Origin of the sequence: Mucilaginibacter sp. JRF (assembly GCF_015223065.1) — a bacterium.
Classification (GTDB): Bacteria; Bacteroidota; Bacteroidia; order Sphingobacteriales; family Sphingobacteriaceae; genus Mucilaginibacter.
Window position 1 is genome coordinate 442540 of sequence record NZ_JADFBY010000004.1, and the last position, 16175, is coordinate 458714.

General features: G+C 45.4%; 17 protein-coding genes and 1 riboswitch. Of the genes, 7 read left to right on the forward strand and 10 right to left on the reverse strand.

Going from position 1 to position 16175, the window contains the following annotated elements; all coding sequences use genetic code 11:
* Positions 1 to 106 precede the first annotated feature (106 nt).
* Together IM792_RS13315 and IM792_RS13320 are read right to left on the reverse strand one after the other, a co-directional pair.
* Positions 107 to 583 carry a universal stress protein gene (locus IM792_RS13315; protein WP_194102358.1) on the reverse strand — a complete coding sequence of 159 codons (477 nt, stop codon included), beginning with the start codon at positions 581 to 583 and terminating at the stop codon, positions 107 to 109.
* Between the two features lie 67 nt (positions 584 to 650).
* A complete protein-coding gene (locus tag IM792_RS13320; protein WP_194102359.1) occupies positions 651 to 1937 on the reverse strand; it encodes a voltage-gated chloride channel family protein in 1287 nt (428 codons plus the stop codon).
* A 32-nt stretch (positions 1938 to 1969) separates the two neighbouring features.
* Positions 1970 to 2036, reverse strand: a riboswitch (Fluoride riboswitch).
* A gap of 124 nt (positions 2037 to 2160) precedes the next feature.
* On the opposite strand from IM792_RS13320, the gene IM792_RS13325 reads away from it, so the two are divergent.
* Together IM792_RS13325 and IM792_RS13330 are read left to right on the forward strand one after the other, a co-directional pair.
* Positions 2161 to 2562: a putative quinol monooxygenase gene (locus IM792_RS13325; protein WP_194102360.1), complete on the forward strand. Its 402-nt coding sequence runs from the start codon at positions 2161 to 2163 to the stop codon at positions 2560 to 2562.
* A gap of 29 nt (positions 2563 to 2591) precedes the next feature.
* A complete protein-coding gene (locus IM792_RS13330; protein ID WP_194102361.1) occupies positions 2592 to 3545 on the forward strand; it encodes a tryptophan 2,3-dioxygenase family protein in 954 nt (317 codons plus the stop codon).
* On the opposite strand, the gene IM792_RS13335 is transcribed toward IM792_RS13330, so the two are convergent.
* Positions 3546 to 4646, reverse strand: coding sequence for a S41 family peptidase (locus IM792_RS13335; RefSeq protein ID WP_194102362.1), 1101 nt, complete (start codon positions 4644 to 4646; stop codon positions 3546 to 3548).
* 170 nt (positions 4647 to 4816) lie between these two features.
* Here IM792_RS13335 and IM792_RS13340 point away from each other — a divergent pair, with 170 nt between their 5' ends.
* A complete protein-coding gene (locus IM792_RS13340; protein WP_194102363.1) occupies positions 4817 to 5881 on the forward strand; it encodes a branched-chain amino acid aminotransferase in 1065 nt (354 codons plus the stop codon).
* Positions 5882 to 5961: 80 nt separating this feature from the next.
* On the opposite strand, the gene IM792_RS13345 is transcribed toward IM792_RS13340, so the two are convergent.
* The 4 genes from IM792_RS13345 to IM792_RS13360 all read right to left on the reverse strand — a co-directional run bounded on the left by IM792_RS13345 (position 5962) and on the right by IM792_RS13360 (position 9838).
* Positions 5962 to 6243: an ATP-dependent Clp protease adaptor ClpS gene (locus IM792_RS13345; protein ID WP_194102364.1), complete on the reverse strand. Its 282-nt coding sequence runs from the start codon at positions 6241 to 6243 to the stop codon at positions 5962 to 5964.
* Between the two features lie 41 nt (positions 6244 to 6284).
* Entirely contained in the window at positions 6285 to 8984 is a 2700-nt protein-coding gene (locus IM792_RS13350; RefSeq protein WP_194102365.1) for a carboxypeptidase-like regulatory domain-containing protein, read from the reverse strand.
* An 89-nt stretch (positions 8985 to 9073) separates the two neighbouring features.
* Complete coding sequence (gene dcd / locus IM792_RS13355; RefSeq protein ID WP_194102366.1) at positions 9074 to 9610, reverse strand: dCTP deaminase; 537 nt, start codon at positions 9608 to 9610, stop codon at positions 9074 to 9076.
* A gap of 75 nt (positions 9611 to 9685) precedes the next feature.
* Positions 9686 to 9838, reverse strand: a complete 153-nt coding sequence (locus IM792_RS13360) for a hypothetical protein (protein ID WP_194102367.1) — start codon at positions 9836 to 9838, stop codon at positions 9686 to 9688.
* 146 nt (positions 9839 to 9984) lie between these two features.
* Between IM792_RS13360 and IM792_RS13365 the strand changes: the two genes are divergently transcribed.
* The 4 genes from IM792_RS13365 to IM792_RS13380 all read left to right on the forward strand — a co-directional run bounded on the left by IM792_RS13365 (position 9985) and on the right by IM792_RS13380 (position 12533).
* Positions 9985 to 10638 (forward strand): 4'-phosphopantetheinyl transferase superfamily protein, encoded by a 654-nt coding sequence (locus IM792_RS13365; RefSeq protein WP_194102368.1) that lies wholly within the window; start codon positions 9985 to 9987, stop codon positions 10636 to 10638.
* Positions 10628 to 11350, forward strand: a complete 723-nt coding sequence (lipB, locus tag IM792_RS13370; RefSeq protein ID WP_194102369.1) for a lipoyl(octanoyl) transferase LipB — start codon at positions 10628 to 10630, stop codon at positions 11348 to 11350. The genes IM792_RS13365 and lipB overlap by 11 nt, the downstream gene beginning before the upstream one ends.
* Complete coding sequence (locus IM792_RS13375) at positions 11347 to 12069, forward strand: SGNH/GDSL hydrolase family protein (RefSeq protein ID WP_228085078.1); 723 nt, start codon at positions 11347 to 11349, stop codon at positions 12067 to 12069. The genes lipB and IM792_RS13375 overlap by 4 nt, the downstream gene beginning before the upstream one ends.
* Before the next feature lie 77 nt (positions 12070 to 12146).
* Positions 12147 to 12533 carry a response regulator gene (locus IM792_RS13380; protein WP_194102370.1) on the forward strand — a complete coding sequence of 129 codons (387 nt, stop codon included), beginning with the start codon at positions 12147 to 12149 and terminating at the stop codon, positions 12531 to 12533.
* A gap of 1 nt (position 12534) precedes the next feature.
* Here IM792_RS13380 and IM792_RS13385 read toward each other — a convergent pair whose 3' ends face one another.
* The 3 genes from IM792_RS13385 to IM792_RS13395 all read right to left on the reverse strand — a co-directional run bounded on the left by IM792_RS13385 (position 12535) and on the right by IM792_RS13395 (position 16172).
* Entirely contained in the window at positions 12535 to 13521 is a 987-nt protein-coding gene (locus tag IM792_RS13385) for a glycosyltransferase family protein (RefSeq protein WP_194102371.1), read from the reverse strand.
* Between the two features lie 47 nt (positions 13522 to 13568).
* Positions 13569 to 14423 (reverse strand): UDP-2,3-diacylglucosamine diphosphatase, encoded by an 855-nt coding sequence (locus tag IM792_RS13390; protein WP_194102372.1) that lies wholly within the window; start codon positions 14421 to 14423, stop codon positions 13569 to 13571.
* Between the two features lie 1020 nt (positions 14424 to 15443).
* The gene (locus tag IM792_RS13395) at positions 15444 to 16172 is read right to left on the reverse strand and encodes a YjjG family noncanonical pyrimidine nucleotidase (RefSeq protein WP_228085080.1); all 729 of its coding nucleotides are present in this window, start codon (positions 16170 to 16172) and stop codon (positions 15444 to 15446) included.
* Positions 16173 to 16175: the final 3 nt, after the last annotated feature.

Below are 16175 nucleotides of genomic sequence, written 5' to 3' on the forward strand. Positions count from 1 at the left end.
TTGATGGTTCATGGTAAAGATTATTTGCTATGAATAAATAGTTGATAGTACACAAGAAGCTATCCGGCTATGAACCATGATCTATGAACCATCAACCATGAACCACTCAATGCCCCTCCACAAATGGCACTACCAGCACCGGTACGGTGGCGCGGCGCATTACGCCTTCGGCTACATCGCCCATCAGGAACCTGTCGAGGCCGGAGCGTTTATGGGTGCCGATAACAATCAGATCGGCATGAAACTCTTTGGCGCATTGCAAAATACCATCGGCTGTTGAGCCATATTCGCTAAAGTAGGTTACCTGTAAATCGGCCGCCATTTCATTCACCGTGCGGCGAATAAGTTTCTCTGAATTATCAGATTGCGCGCTGATCAGGTCTATCTCCTCGGGGCCGCCAACATTGGTAAGGGGCACGCCCAGCATATTGTCTGATGTATCTAAAGGGGTAACAACCGGCTCAATAATATTTACCACACCTACGGCCGCGCTAAATTGCCGGGCCATATCAAAACCATACTTAGCCGCGTGTTCGGCATATTTACTATCGTCAATTCCTATAATTACTTTCTTGATCTGCATGGCTATTTTGGGTTGATAATGTTGATAACAATCAATAACCGCAAAAGTGTTTTATGCCGATGCAAAATTATTCGGCATCCGTTTTGGCGCCAATTTGCTTTTGCGCGCCATAAATACCCGATGGGCCGCTGAAGTAATAAGCCACAAAACAAGCCACGGCAAACAGCAAGGCGTACTCGCTGCCAAACAGCTCAATACCCATTATGGTACAGGCCAGCGGCGTATTAGTAGCCCCGGCAAAAACAGCTATAAAGCCAAGCGCGGCAAACAAACTCACAGGTGCATTAAGCAGCGAAGCCAGCGTATTACCCAGCGTAGCGCCGATGTAAAACAACGGGGTAACCTCTCCCCCTTTAAAGCCTGTACCGAGTGTTATGCAGGTGTATATTAACTTCCAAAGCCAGCTTAACGCATCCGCCCCGCCTTGATGGAAAGCTGATACTATGGTTACTGCTCCCGGGTATTCGGCATCAACACCCAGGCTAAGGTAATCGGGCTTGCCTAAAAGCAGGGTGAGCGCTATAATTGCAGCGCCACCACACGCGGGTATCAACCAGCTTTTTTTAATAGCCTTAACGGCGATGGTTTTAACCCCATGCACCGTTACCGAGAACAGGTAGGCCGCCAAACCAAAGCAAATGGCAGCGATAATTACCTTAAGCAGCAACAGCAAATTCAGGTGAATGTTGTGCCCGTAAAACTGTTGCCCTGTAGCTACCACATCAATATGGTATTGGGTATGATGCAGTCCCCATGCAGATACCGTCAGATCGCCGAACATGCCGGCAATGAGGCAAGGCAACAAAGCATTGTACCGGATACGACCGATGGTGAGCACCTCCAGCGCGAACACCGCCCCCGTTAATGGCGTACCGAATACCGCCCCAAAACCGGCGGCTATGCCCGTGGTGAGTATCACCTGTTTATCGGCACCGTTGAGTTTAAACCAAGCGGCAAACAGGTTGGCGATGCTGCCCCCAATTTGTACGGCCGTACCTTCTCGCCCGGCCGAGCCGCCAAACAGGTGGGTAATTACCGTGGTAAGCAAAATAATCGGTGCCATACGCTTGGGCACACCTGCGCCGGGTTGATGTATCTCGTCAATAACCAGGTTGTTACCACGTTCGGCAGATGAGCCGTATAGTTTATACAGAAAATGGATACCCACACCTGCAAGCGGCAGCAGATACAGCAGCCAGGCATGCGCAAAGCGGTAGTGTATAGCCCAATTTAACAGCCATAAAAACAACGCGACCATAGAGCCGATAGCCACCGAAACCGGTACAGTGATCAGCGACCAGCGCAAAACATATTTAAGGGTTGAGAAGTGTTCGGAAAAGAGTTTTTTTAACATAACCTACTTGCAAATAAATGAATAAAACTTATTTGTGGGTAGGCGTCATCAGCTTTTTAAAGCGGTTCAAATAGGCAGAACACCATTGCCTTTGTTGTACAGTACAAATATGTGGTAAAAAACAGTTATCTGCAAGTGCGCGGGCGTCAACCTGAAAATTTATCGCCCCGGTATACTATATTTAGCAGTGTTACACGTTCAATATCTTAAACAACATCTTAATATGCCGATAAATAACATTCGCCTTTTTGTGATGACAGCCATCGCTACCTGTATCTTTTCAGTTGATCAAAGTGCCATCGCGCAGCAAAAGCAACAAATGGTAAGGCTGGCTAAGATACAGGTAGATCCTGCGCAGCTTAAACAATACAATGCCGCCTTGAACGAGCAAATGGCTACCGCCGTTAAGCTTGAGCCTGGCGTGCTTACCTATTATGCCGTTGCCGATAAAAAGCAGCCATCCCACATCACCATACTGGAAGTTTATGCAGATTCGGCAGCTTACAAAGCACATATTGAAACACCTCATTTTAAAAAGTATAAAAAAACCGTTGAGCACATGGTAAAAGGGTTAGAACTTGTGGACGTTAATTTTGTAGGCATAGCCAAAAAGCCGGGCTTATAAACACGGCATAAGTTTTATAATTTTGGGGCATGATCTCTCCCGAAATAGAAAAGCGGCTCGCCCAGCTTCAGGAAAAATATGAAGCCATGGGTCAGGACATGACATCCTACCTTGACGGCCTGTTGTATGCCGACTTTTTAACTTATTGGGATTATATTCATCTCGATACGCTATTGAGCCTGCAAAGCCCCAAAACTCCGTTTCCGGATGAGGAGATATTTATCATGTATCACCAGATAACGGAGTTGTATTTCAAGCTATCGTTGCATGAGTGCAGGCAGATCAGCGAAAAAGGCACCGAGCTTAGTCCTGATTTTTTCACTGCACGATTAAGGCGCATCAACAATTATTTTGAGGCACTTACCCACTCCTTTGTTATTATGGTTGATGGTATGGAGAAGGATCAGTTCCTGAAATTCAGGATGTCGTTACTCCCGGCCAGCGGTTTTCAATCGGGGCAGTACCGCATGATAGAGATATACGCCACCAACTTTATCAATCTTGTAGCTAAGGATAAACGCGACGAACTGGCCAATGCCACCTTCGACCAGCAGTTTGAATACATATACTGGAAGTTTGGCGCTACTGAGCTGGCTACAGGTAAAAAAACGCTTACCTTAAAGCAGTTCGAAAAAAAGTACGCCAAAACGTTTATTGAACTGGCGCAGCAAACCGCTACCACCAACTTTTATACGCTTGCCCTGCAACTACAGCAACAAGGCAAACTAACCGATGCCCTTAAGCACGAATTACGCCGCTTTGATGTAAATGTTAATGTAAACTGGCCGCTATCGCACTATAAATCGGCTGTGCGCTACCTGCACCGCGAGCCGGAGGAGATAAGCGCCACGGGCGGCACCAACTGGCAAAAATACCTGCCTCCGCGTTTTCAAAAACGCATCTTCTTCCCCGCCATGTGGACGGCCGAAGAAACCGACAACTGGGGCAAAGCCTGGGTTGAGCATGCTTTGCGGGGCGAGTAATTATTGTTTTTGCATAAGTGATTTTATCGCATTTAACTTATCCGGGGTGGTGGCATTGATCCTTACATCAGGTGCAATTCCGATATTGTCAATCGGGTGCTCAGGTAATCTTTTTGAACGGCTGATGGGAATAACGAGGTTCAGATCATTACAGGGAATATTAAAATATTGTGTATTGGCATAGTCCAGTGTACCGGCAGAATTCTCTCCATATACCTTTACCTTTTTGCTCTGCTTCGCGGTTATCAGGAATGATTCGGCCGAGCTTGCTGTGCCTCTGTCAATAAGTATGGCCACTTTAGATGGATACTTGTACACCGTATCAAGTTTCATCTCAAAACTCTCCTTACCCGATGGATTCACAAAGCCGTTAGGTTGCGCTTTCATCAGGCTGATCAGGTTAGATATAAAAGCCTTTGCTTCTTTAGAAAGGTCATTATCCTTCAAATTTTCTTCCAATATTTCGATGTTACCTGTAGATGAGCGGTACTCATCAGGCTTAATTTGAATAGGGTTGGTATACAAATAAGGCAAAAGGCCGCTAAAGGCATAATCAGTACCGCCATCGTTTCCGCGGAGGTCAATTATCCAATTTGGTATTTCCTTAATCTGCGTACTGTAAACCTGAATTACGCTGTCGATATTCTTTTTTTCATCCCATACAAAGGTTGGCAGCCTGATGAGTAAAGTATTTGCGTCGAGCTTGCTGATCTTTGTTTCACTGCCTGGTTTCTCGTTGGCATCAGGGCTAACTACCGGTTTGGCAAATCGTCGCGCTAACTGTTTGGCAACATCAGGATATTTCTTTTTGTACCTCCAATCCAGTTGAACCCGGAGGTGATTATCCTTGAAATAATCTGTCCATGTTCTCAAGATCACGAAGCATGAATCGGTACCTTTTGCATTAGCGGCCCGCTTACGTAGCGATTTGGTCAATAATTCAAATTCTTTTCGGTTCAGATCCTTAACCTTATCGTTAAAACCGGCATAGTCAGCTGTAACATGCTTAACCGTGTAGTTAAAATTCAGGGCGCAGTCGCAATCCTGAGCCATTAAAGTTATTGGCAATAATCCTATTAAAGCAGTGATAAGTAGTTTCATTAAGTTCAATGTATGTATATACAGACCGGCTAAAGCAAATTTGGATCAATATAGAATTTATAGCCCGTTAATACGGATTTGTTATTACCCTGACAATGATTTGACCATTGATTCCGCTTAAAAAGGAATAAAATTCCTAACTTGCATACCGGAATAAATTTTTTACAGCCATGACTGATACACTGGATATACAGATCACCAAAACTTCGCATTCGCGTTTACAGGAAACTGATTTTGATAATTTGCCTTTCGGAAAGATATTTTCTGACCACATGTTTGTGGCCGATTATGCCGATGGCGAGTGGAAAAACTTTCAGATCGTCCCTTATGGTGATATTTCATTGAGTCCGGCAATTTCAGCTTTACATTATGGCCAGGCCTTTTTTGAGGGCATTAAGGCTTACAAACATGAGGATGGCAAAGTGGTTATCTTCCGCCCGAATAAGAATGCCGAGCGTGCCAACAAATCGGCCGAGCGCCTTTGCATGCCTGAGTTGCCCGAAGATATATTTGTACAAAGCATTGCTGCTTTAGTTGACATTGACCGCGATTGGATACCTACCAAAGCTAACCACGCGCTTTACATCAGGCCGTTCATGTTCGCTACCGACGCGTTTTTGGGCGTTCAGGCATCTACAACTTATAAGTTCATGATATTGACCGGACCGGTTGGCCCGTATTTTTCAAAGGCGCTGCGTGTTAAAATTGAATCGTACTATACCCGCGCGGCACAAGGCGGTATGGGCTTTGCCAAAGCTGCCGGTAACTATGCCAGCACCATGATGCCTGCTAAGAAAGCTGTTGAGGATGGCTTTGATCAAATCATCTGGACTGATGGCAGCCACCACGAATTCATCGAGGAAATGGGCGCTGCCAATGCCATGTTTATTTTAGATGGCAAACTGGTTACCCCGGTTGCCGGTGATACTATTTTGAATGGCGTTACCCGCGATACAGTAATTAAACTGGCCGAAGCATGGGGTATACCGGTTGAGCAGCGCAACGTTGCCGTAGCCGAAATTATTGAAGGCGCAAAAAGTGGTAAACTTACCGATGCCTTTGGCGCAGGTACTGCCGCTACCATAGCCCCGGTTGGCTCTATTTATTACAATGGCGAGGAATATACACTGAGCGACCCGGCAACACGCGAATTCTCTCAAAAAGTATTGAAAACCCTTGACGATATACGTTACGGCCGCATTGAAGACACCTACGGCTGGAACTACGTGGTTTAAGAAACCCTACAGCTACATATAAAAATCAAAGGCCCCGAGCAAATGTTCGGGGCCTTTGTGATTTTTATAGCTTTTATATTTTATTCAACAGTAACGCTTAAGCCTTCCTGCTGTAATATTTTACGGTATATCTCCATCTCAGTGAACGAGCCTTCCAGCACGGCGCATTTACCTTCGTTATGCACTTTCCAGGCTATCTTTTCCGCTTGCGATTCGGAGTAGTCGAGGTACTTCATCATGCAATAGATCACGTGCTCAAACGTGTTCACATCATCATTCCATAAAATAAGGCGGTGCACCTCTTTAAGTCCGGCCAGTAACTCCTCGAGCGTAAACGTCTGTTCCTGTACTTCTGTTGGCATAGTGGCCGCAAATTTACTCAAAATATGGCAAACTACGTGCCTTATTGCACTTTATACCGATAAACCTGCCTGCCTATGTGGCCCGCATCATCAATACCCTCAACCACTACGCGGTAAGTTCCCTTGCCATCGGCATTAAAATAACTAATATCGGTAGCCTTTTTGCCATCGCAATAAATGTTGGGGTTCCAGTATATGGTGCTGCGCATATCAACCATTTTATCGTTAGCGGCAGGTGCATCATATTTAGGTGAGTAAAACACCCTCGGCGCGTAATAACCCAGCGGCGTATACATCACCACACCCGGCGGGTTGCCCACATACGATGTTTTAAAGCCGCCATCGCCACGCTTGGTGGTGATCAATATAACACCATTGGCACCCTGAAAGCCATATATAGCGGTTTTACCGCCATTACGCAATACTTCAATAGTTTCCACATCCGATGGTGCCATGTTAAGCAGGGCATCATCACCCTGCGCCATACCATCTATCATCACTGTCATTTGGCCGCCACCACGGGTGGTGTAAGGTATACCATTCCTGAACACTACACCCACCAAGCGCCCCTGCAAACATTGATCGAGCGTTGCGCAGGTTTGAAGATCTTTGGCTGATAGTACCTGATCGGCATTACCGGCGCCATTAAGGTTGGATGAATGCTTTACTAATGGCTCCCGCTTATCCTGTATCTTAACCTCATTCAACAAAAAGCTGCGGGTGGTTATGCCATACTTTACCTTCTCGTTAAAATAGGCCGTGCTTTGGCGCAGGTAGCCCATCATGTCGCCATCAACATTTACTGATATATCTCCCCTGTTTTTGTTGATGGTTACACCCTGGCGGGTAGCATTATCCAGCTTTACATCAACATAGCGTTTACCTTTAGGGGTAGTGGCCTGCACCATAAACTTAAGGCTATCGGTAAATACCAGTCCCTTAAATATAAAATGGCCATTAGCGTCGGCAACGGTATCAACCATAAAAGGCCTGCCACCGCCGGTATTGTTAAACAACATCACCTTAGCACCGGCAACCGGTTTTTTGCTTTGGGTAACGGTACCGGCAATATCAATGGTTTGCTCGGGCTTGTATATCATGGGCGTAGCATCACCGGCCAGCAGTTGTTTCCACTCGAAGCGACGGTAGCCTTGCGTAAGCATCAGCAGGTCAAGGTCGGTGCGGGTTTTGTCGCTAACATCATGAAAATAATAGTTAGGTTTTTCAACATATCCTTTCAGATCGCTAACCAGCAACATGCTGGATAGAATGGTATTCTCCTCATCCTCATCAACCTTTACCTTTGATTCATCAACAACCGACATTGAAAGGTTGCTCACTCCCGCGCTATCAGGCGAAAAACGGCTATCGATACCCAAGCTCACCTTTTCGCGGGTCTTGTAATCCGTCTTATCAGAGGTCAATTTTATTTTCAGGTCATCAGCCTTTTGAATGAATGCCAAACGCTCGTTAAGTGGTTCGCCGATGGCCGAGAACAGGGTGATTTGTGTAATGCCCGACGTAAGCCTTGTTTTGGGGATAACGGCGGTAAAAGCGGTATCGGCACCTTTGGGCTTGGCGGCATAACGCACCTTACCGCCTGATTGGGCTATCAATATCAGATCCTGCGGTTGTGTGCCTGCCGATGCTATGGTGAACACCAGTACCGCGGGGTTATTATTATTAATACTCATTACATACCCCGACGGGCGCGCGGCAGGCAGATCAACATCTTTTGTTGAGCCATCTGCAAATGTGAGCGATGCCTTGTATGTTTTACCGGTTGCCGGGGTAAAGGTAAACGCGCCCATGCCCAAATGCTCGGCAGCTATGGTGGCTACGGCATTGCCCTGATTATCTTTTATGGTACCCTTTACCTCCTTACCCAAACCATCGGCACCGGCGGCCTTAAAGGCTACCTTTGAGGCAAGGCCATTAACCAAATATCCACTCTCCGGGAAGAATTGCACATCAACCGCGCCTGATACCGCCTTTAACGGGATACTTTTGGTTATCTTCTCCTTATTATCAACACTAATGGTTGTTACCAAACTGCCGGGCTTGAATGCTGCGGCGGTTTTTACATCAAAGCTTATTTTCAGGTTACCCTCGGCATCGGTAACGCCTTTGCCTTTGGCAACAACGCGCCCTTCAGACTCGGCACGATAGTTTACCTCCCTGTCAACATAAGGACTACCATCAAACTCACGGTAATTTATTTGGGCGTTTACTCGCTGCTGGCCGTTAACGGTAGCGTAAGTATAGGTGGTACTGGTAAATACCTTGTTCGACATGGCATTACCTATGGTGATGGTTTTATCAAAAAAATAATCCTCACCGGCGTTGCGCATCCAGTTGGTATAGGCGCGTATGCGGTAGGTACCGCTTTGCAATAAACTGTCGGATAATACAAACTCGCCCCAACCCAAGCCGCTGCTCAGCGATATTTTTTCACGGCGACTTATGCTATCACGATCATTGATCAGCTCTACGTTAAGTATACCGCTTAATGCTGATAGGCGATGATCTTCGCCAATAGTTACATAAGCCTTGTACCACAGCGTATCGCCAACGGCATAATAGGGTTTATCAAAATGCAGGTATACTTTTTCCTGCGGACGCTGGGCCAGCCATTTTTCGAGGCTCTCCACAATTTTGGCTACAGGGTCATCGGCAGTAACAAAGGCAACAGAAAGTGTGCATACGGCAAGCAGTGATAAGATGAGCGGCTTAATTTTCATTGGTTTAAATTGTGCGCTTAAATTACACAAAAACCCCATTATCCGCGCGTTGCACTAAAATTGTTGCAATAAATAATTGGACGATAAGCTTAAAACTTATTCTTCCACATCATGCTTTCAACCGGGCGGGTAGTTGGATTATTGTATTTGGCGTTGCCTTTTGAGTTGTACAGGGTTTCTATCTCGCCCTCAACCACAAAGTATATAAGCTGGCCAATTGGCATACCGGCATATATCTTAACCGGCTGCGCGCACGATATCTCTAACGTCCAAGTGTTGCAAAAGCCTACATCACCTTTACCGGCGGTGGCGTGTATATCAATACCTAAACGCCCGGTGCTTGATTTACCTTCCAAAAAAGGCACATGGCGGTGGGTTTCGGTATATTCCATAGTTACGCCGAGGTACAGCGTGTTGGGTTGTAGTATAAAACCCTCTTTGGGTATCTCAAAATGTACTATCTCGTTATGCAGTTTGGCATCAAGCACCCTATCCTTATAAGTGGCTAAATGCTTGCCCAGGTGCACATCGTACGAGTTGGTGCCCAGGCATTCGCGCTTAAAGGGTTCAATAATAATGTTGCCATTATCAATTTCTTCGAGGATGCGTTTGTCAGATAATATCATAATGAGGGTGTTGCACGGCTAAAATAAAACTAATTAGCCAAACAGCAAACCCAATAATATCAACACATTTATGCCTTAGCGCGGTTTGCTGATGTGCGCGTTCTCACGGTGCGATTGGCGGATCTCCTTACCCCCTATGGCAACCTCGTCATTTAACTGCTGTTTGCAGCAGGCCTCGGTGGCGGCAAGCACCAGCAGGAATGATACGGCGGTGTATATTTTTTTCATTGTTTTTACTTGTGATAGTGTTCATTAGCTATGACGGAACTTTGCCTGCCGATGTTACAACCCGAACATTATTTTTATACCGCGAGGCACTGTTAAATGATAATTATTTGATATAATTTTGCCTTGCAAATTGCACCTTTACATTTATGGCCATAGCTTACAGGCAACGTATTGATGATGACACTGAATTCGCCCTCTGGAAAATTGAGGAAGAAGCGGATGAACTATACATTAAGCTACAGTTAAAGGATGATGAAAAGGCTGTGTTTGACAGCCTTGGCAACAGCAAGCGCCACCTGCACTGGCTGGGTACAAGGGTACTGCTGCGCACCATGCTAAGCACCGATGAGTATATTGACTGCAAGGTTGATGTACATGGCAAGCCATACCTGGTTAACCACCCGTACTACATATCGTTCAGCCACTCGTTTGATTATGCTGCCGTAATGATAAGCCGCAAATATCAGGTGGGTATTGATATTGAACAGGTAAAGCAAAAGGTGGAGCGTATTGCCCACAAATTTATGCGCCCCGAGGAGCTTGGCTTTATAAGCGAGCGCCACAAAATTGAGGAGCTGTATGTTTGCTGGTGCGTTAAGGAGGCGGTTTATAAGTGCTACGGACAAAAAACCGTATCATTCTTAGATAATATTTTGCTGGAGCCCTTTAGCTTTGAAGGGCACGGCGTTGTTAACGCGCTGCTTGATAAGGGCGATGTTAAAATAGATTACAAGGTAGGCTATCAGCAATATGAGGATTATATGATAGGCTACGTTATACAGGACGGCAATGAAGAATAAGAAGGTTATTTTACAGGATTGGGGGCTGATAGATTATAAAAAAGCCTGGGACAGACAGGAAACACTTTTTGCCGAAACCGTAAATTTAAAAATGGAACTGCGCAACCGCATGGCCATTGCGGGCGATAATTATGATGATGAAACACCTACCCAAAATTACCTGGTGTTTTGCGAGCATCCGCATGTGTACACGCTGGGCAAAAGCGGCAAGCCGGAGCATTTGTTGTTAAATGAGGATCAGCTTAAAGAAAAACAGGCATCATACTACCCTATTAACCGCGGCGGCGATATTACCTACCACGGCCCCGGCCAAATAGTATGCTACCCGATACTTGACCTTGATAACTTTTTTACCGATATACACCTGTATCTGCGTACCCTTGAAGAAGCCGTAATACTCACCATGGCCGATTTTGGACTGAAAGGCGAACGCTACCCCGGCTATACCGGTGTTTGGCTTGATGCCGATAACGAAAAAGCCCGCAAAATATGCGCTATGGGCGTACGTTGCAGCCGCTGGGTAACCATGCACGGGCTGGCATTTAACGTTAACGCGCAGCTTGATTACTTTAAGAATATAGTACCCTGCGGCATTGATGATAAGGCCGTAACCTCCATGCAGCAGGAGCTGGGCGAACAGATTGATTTAAACAAGGTTAAACAAATCCTTCAACACCACATTTCCGTACTTTTTGGTATGGAAATGATATGAAGTTAATTACCCTTGCTTTTACGCTGCTTAGCCTCACCGGGTGCGATAAGCGGCAAACCAATATGGATACTGTTGATCCCGTGAAAATTCAACCAATTACCGATACTACAATACGCACTGGCCTTACCTATTTGGCGCTGGGCGACTCGTACACCATTGGCGAGGCGGTGGAGGCTGACAAGAACTTCCCGAACCAACTGGCTGCCCGCATGCCGCAATACGGCCTCAACTTTAACAAACCACAAATAATTGCCCGTACCGGTTGGACCACCGATGAACTGATACAAGCTATTGGCCAGCAAAAACCTGCCGGTAATTTCAATTTGGTTACGTTACTGATAGGTGTGAATAATCAATACCGGGGTTATAACATCAACACTTATCGAACCGAGTTTAAAGAGCTTTTGGCAACAGCACTGGCTTATGCCGGTGGTGATAAAAAGCATGTTTTCGTACTATCTATACCTGATTACAGTGTTACGCCATTCGCCCAAAACTCCGATAAGGAAAAGATAGCACGTGAGATAGATCAGTACAACGCCATCAACAAAGCGGAAACCGAAAACATGGGCATTGCTTATGTTGACATAACGCTTATATCCCGCCAGGCAACTACCAAACCTGAGTTAATTGCCAGGGACGGTTTGCACCCATCAGCCGAAATGTACAGTGCCTGGGTTACCTTGTTTGAAAGCATTGTAGCAAGCCGGTATAAATAGTTTGCCATATTACACTGTTTCGACAAAGACAATATTTTTAATTATAATTATAATACCTATATTTACCATCCCTGATTATGGCAGCTAAAATATTGGTTATCGAAGATGACAAGGATATTCTGGACGTACTGGAGTACGTACTGGAAGATGCAGGTTATGATGTTATTACAGCCGCCAACGGCTCGGTATTAGTAAACATTAACGCTATTAAACCCGATGTAATATTGATTGACGAATGGCTCGGAGCCGAAAAAGGCAGTCAACATTGCAAATTCCTAAAATCAACCACGGCTATGCGCCACATTCCGGTGGTGATGATGTCGGCAGCTATGGATATTGAACATATTGCCGACGAATGCGGTGCCGACGCTTATATCAAAAAGCCTTTTGATATTGATCACGTAACATTTATTACAGGTAGCCTGTTGGGCAATACGGTAAGCAACAGTTGTTTACCCGTGTAATTTAGCGGGCGTACTGCTTAACCATATTGGCAACTATCTGCGCGGTTTCGTCGGGGAAATGAACATTGACAACCTGGCCGTTATTTACCCAATCGTGCAGCGCGCCGGTAAAACCCTGATCAATAGCGCTAACAACCGGTACACCCATTTTTGATGCAGCCAGCGCATTACATTGCTGCTCAAACTGCCCGCGCATGGGTATCATCATTACCTTTTTTTGCAGAAATAACGCTTCGGCAGGGCCTTCAAATCCACCGCCGGTAAGCAGCCCCTCGCATGAGGCCAGGCTTTGGTTAAAGGTTTCGTTATTTACCGGGAATATCTGCACATTACCTTCGCGCAAAGGAGCTTTCTGGCGCTTTGAGAAAACATGCCACTCCACCTCTTTTACCTGGCTCAGGTACTTTATCAATGTTTTATCCTGATAAGCTGGTAGGTATACTGAGTAGTGCCCCAGATTGCTGGTTTGCATAGCCCTGATCTCACTGCGGATAACCGGAGTATGTATAAAATCAGCATACCGCTCAAAATGAAATCCGATATGATGTGTAGTTGGCGAATAGTATTTAAACAACCACTCGGCATAATTCCATTTTGGTGGCCGTGGTGTATTTTGGGAAATGAATGAACATTGATGACTTAATGATACCGATGGCAGCTTTTGTACCTTGCAGGCCCAGGCGCTTACCGGTTCAAAATCGTTCACTATAAGGTCATAATCATTTAAGGGCAGCTGGTGTATATCTTTCCAAAGCTGCTTAAGGTTCATGGTTTTAAATGTGGCCCATTTATCAACCCCACCCTTCTTACCAAAAATAAAGCTAAAACCATGATAACGATATTTCAAAGCCTGTGCCAGGCTCACCTCCGCTTCGGTACCGCTCACCAGCAGGTCAAGTTCACCGTGTTGCTGTAAAAGGGGCACTATCTCGCGCGCGCGGCTGATGTGTCCGTTACCTGTACCCTGAATTGCATAAAGTATCTTCATATTAAAAAATACGGGGTTAAGGTAATAAACAAAATGATGTGTAGCAATTACTGATGCTCCTGTTTAAATTTTTCGAGCAGGGCATTTACGTTTAGGCGTTCTGAAAGATCCTCATTGTCAGTTTCATCGTCGGTGGCAACCTCCTCGGTAAAATCTTCAGGACGATACCTGAAAATTGTCCACTCGCCGTTATTATACTCCAATGCGGTAAGGCTCTCTACCCAATCGCCCGAGTTAAGGTACAGCACAGAGCCAGTGCCTTCGGTCGAGTTTACACGCCTGATCTCGGCGTGGTGAATGTGCCCGCAGATCACGTAATCATAATTTTTATCTACAGCCAGGTCGGCCGCGGTTTGCTCAAAGTGGTTGATGAATTTCACCGCATCCTTAAACTTGGCTTTCACCTTTTGCGAGAAACTCATTTTTGGTCTGCCTATCAACTTCAAAAACCAGTTGGTCAAACTGTTAAGCAGTATAAGCGAATCGTACCCAATGGCACCCAGTTTGGCCAGCCATTTAGAGTGCTGCATGGTAACATCGAACACGTCGCCATGAAATATCCAGGCTTTTTTACCATCAACATCAAGCACCATTTTATTGAGCAGCTGGAACGCCCCCAAATTAAAATCGGCAAACTTGCGCAACATTTCATCGTGGTTACCGGTAAGATAATACACGGGCACACCCTCAGTAACAAACTTAAGGATACGGCGCACCACCTTCATGTGCGACTCCGGCCAGTACGATTTACTGAACTGCCATATATCAATAATATCGCCGTTAAGTATAAGCGCCTTGGGTTTAATACTTTTAAGATACTTTAAAAGTTCTTTGGCGTGGCAGCCATAAGTGCCCAAATGCACATCAGATATTACAGCTATGTCAATTTCGCGTTTTGCCATCTAATCAAAACTCAGCAGAGGAAAAAAAAATACATACCGGGGTTAAACACCAACCGGCTCGTTAAAATTAAGGAAGATCAGGTGCTTACTCGTTATCCTCATCCTCGGTAACACTAAACTCGTACGGACTGAAATAAAATATACCGGTTAATCCCAGCAAGGCTATCACAATCAGGTAAGCGATTTCAAAATTCATAACCTATAAATTTTTACAAATATCAGCAAATCAATATTATCTGATTATTAAGACTGGGTTAAAGCAAAAAAGTTATACGCGTTTTTGGAATTATTTTATCCACATTTTGAGGTTGTTAACAGTTTGGCAGTGTTACCGACGAAGCAATCATTGAGCGACTTGTCACGTTGGAATATCCTAAAGAGATTGCTTCGTACCTCACAATGACGCGTTTTTATTGAGTGATACCAATAAAAAAAGCGCGGTGGCCTGGCAGAAAACCGAGCCAGGGAGTATGGCCTCGTGGGCGGAAAGTTTTTTCTGCCTTGATGTTTGGTTACTTTGCATCTAAGGTAAAGTAACTGGGCCCTGCGCCCAAGAGCAGACTAACGATGGTTAAAGCACAACTTCTGGAATAAAGCACAAACGCTCAATAAAGCAAAGTTCATTACCTGTCCTCAATTTCTTTTGAGCGATCAAAAGAAACAAACCTTAGCGATAGCGATCTCATGAGCACCAATAAAAAACAAACAACAGCGAATAAATCGCCGGCTACGCCCTGCCCGGTGAAAGGTTGTGCTTAAGCAGGGCTTGTGCTATTCCGGGCATTTCTGATGCCGGTAGGATAGGTTATTTACGGTTTGTGCTTTTGTTTTGTGATCCTTAAATCAATTCCCTCCTGGGGGAGGGTAAGGGAGGGGTTTCGCCGACTATCGCTATCTACTTATATTACTCCAAAAAACCATGTCATTTCGACGGAGGAGAAATCTGCCTGCGTTCATAATCAGACGACAGATTTCTCCTCGTACCTCCGTCGAAATGACAATAAAAATTTCAAAGAGGCTCTACAACAAATCCACCAATTCCCGCAAACTATTGATCTGCTTTGGTACATCGGCGGGCTTTTCGGCGTTGTGGGGGTTAAAGTAGATGGCGTCCATTCCGTAGGCCAGCGCGCCGCGTATGTCGGCTTCGATGCTGTCGCCTACCATGAGGCAGCTGTGTTTGGTGCAACCCGCCAAAGTAACGGCATGCTCAAATATGGCTTTGTCGGGCTTGTTAACGCCTACAAGTTCGGATATGATGATGTTTTGAAAATAACCGGCAATGTTGGTGCCCGCGGTTTTTAGCTCGGTGGCTTCTTTAAAGCCATTGGTTATCAGGTGCAGGGTGTATTTTGATCGCAGATACTCCAACGTTTCGTGCGCATGCGGAAACAGGTTGGTTTTGGTTGGGCAAAGCTGCACGTAATCATCCTCAAATGTTTGTGGCATTACTTCAGGATCGACACCCAGATCAACAAAGGTTTTTTTAAAGCGGGTTTCGCGTAGTTGCTGCTTATTTATTTTACCTACATGATAATCGGCCCAAAGCTGGTGGTTATTACGAGTATAGGTTTCAATAAATACATCGGCCACAGGTAAACCCAGATCTTTTAATTTATGGGTGATGTACAACTCTTGCAGCGTTTCCTCGGCGTTGCGGTCAAAATCCCAAATGGTATGGTCCAGGTCAAAAAATATGTGCTGGTAAGTTTTCGCGTCGCCTTTGTTCTCCGTAACCATATTGCTCATATA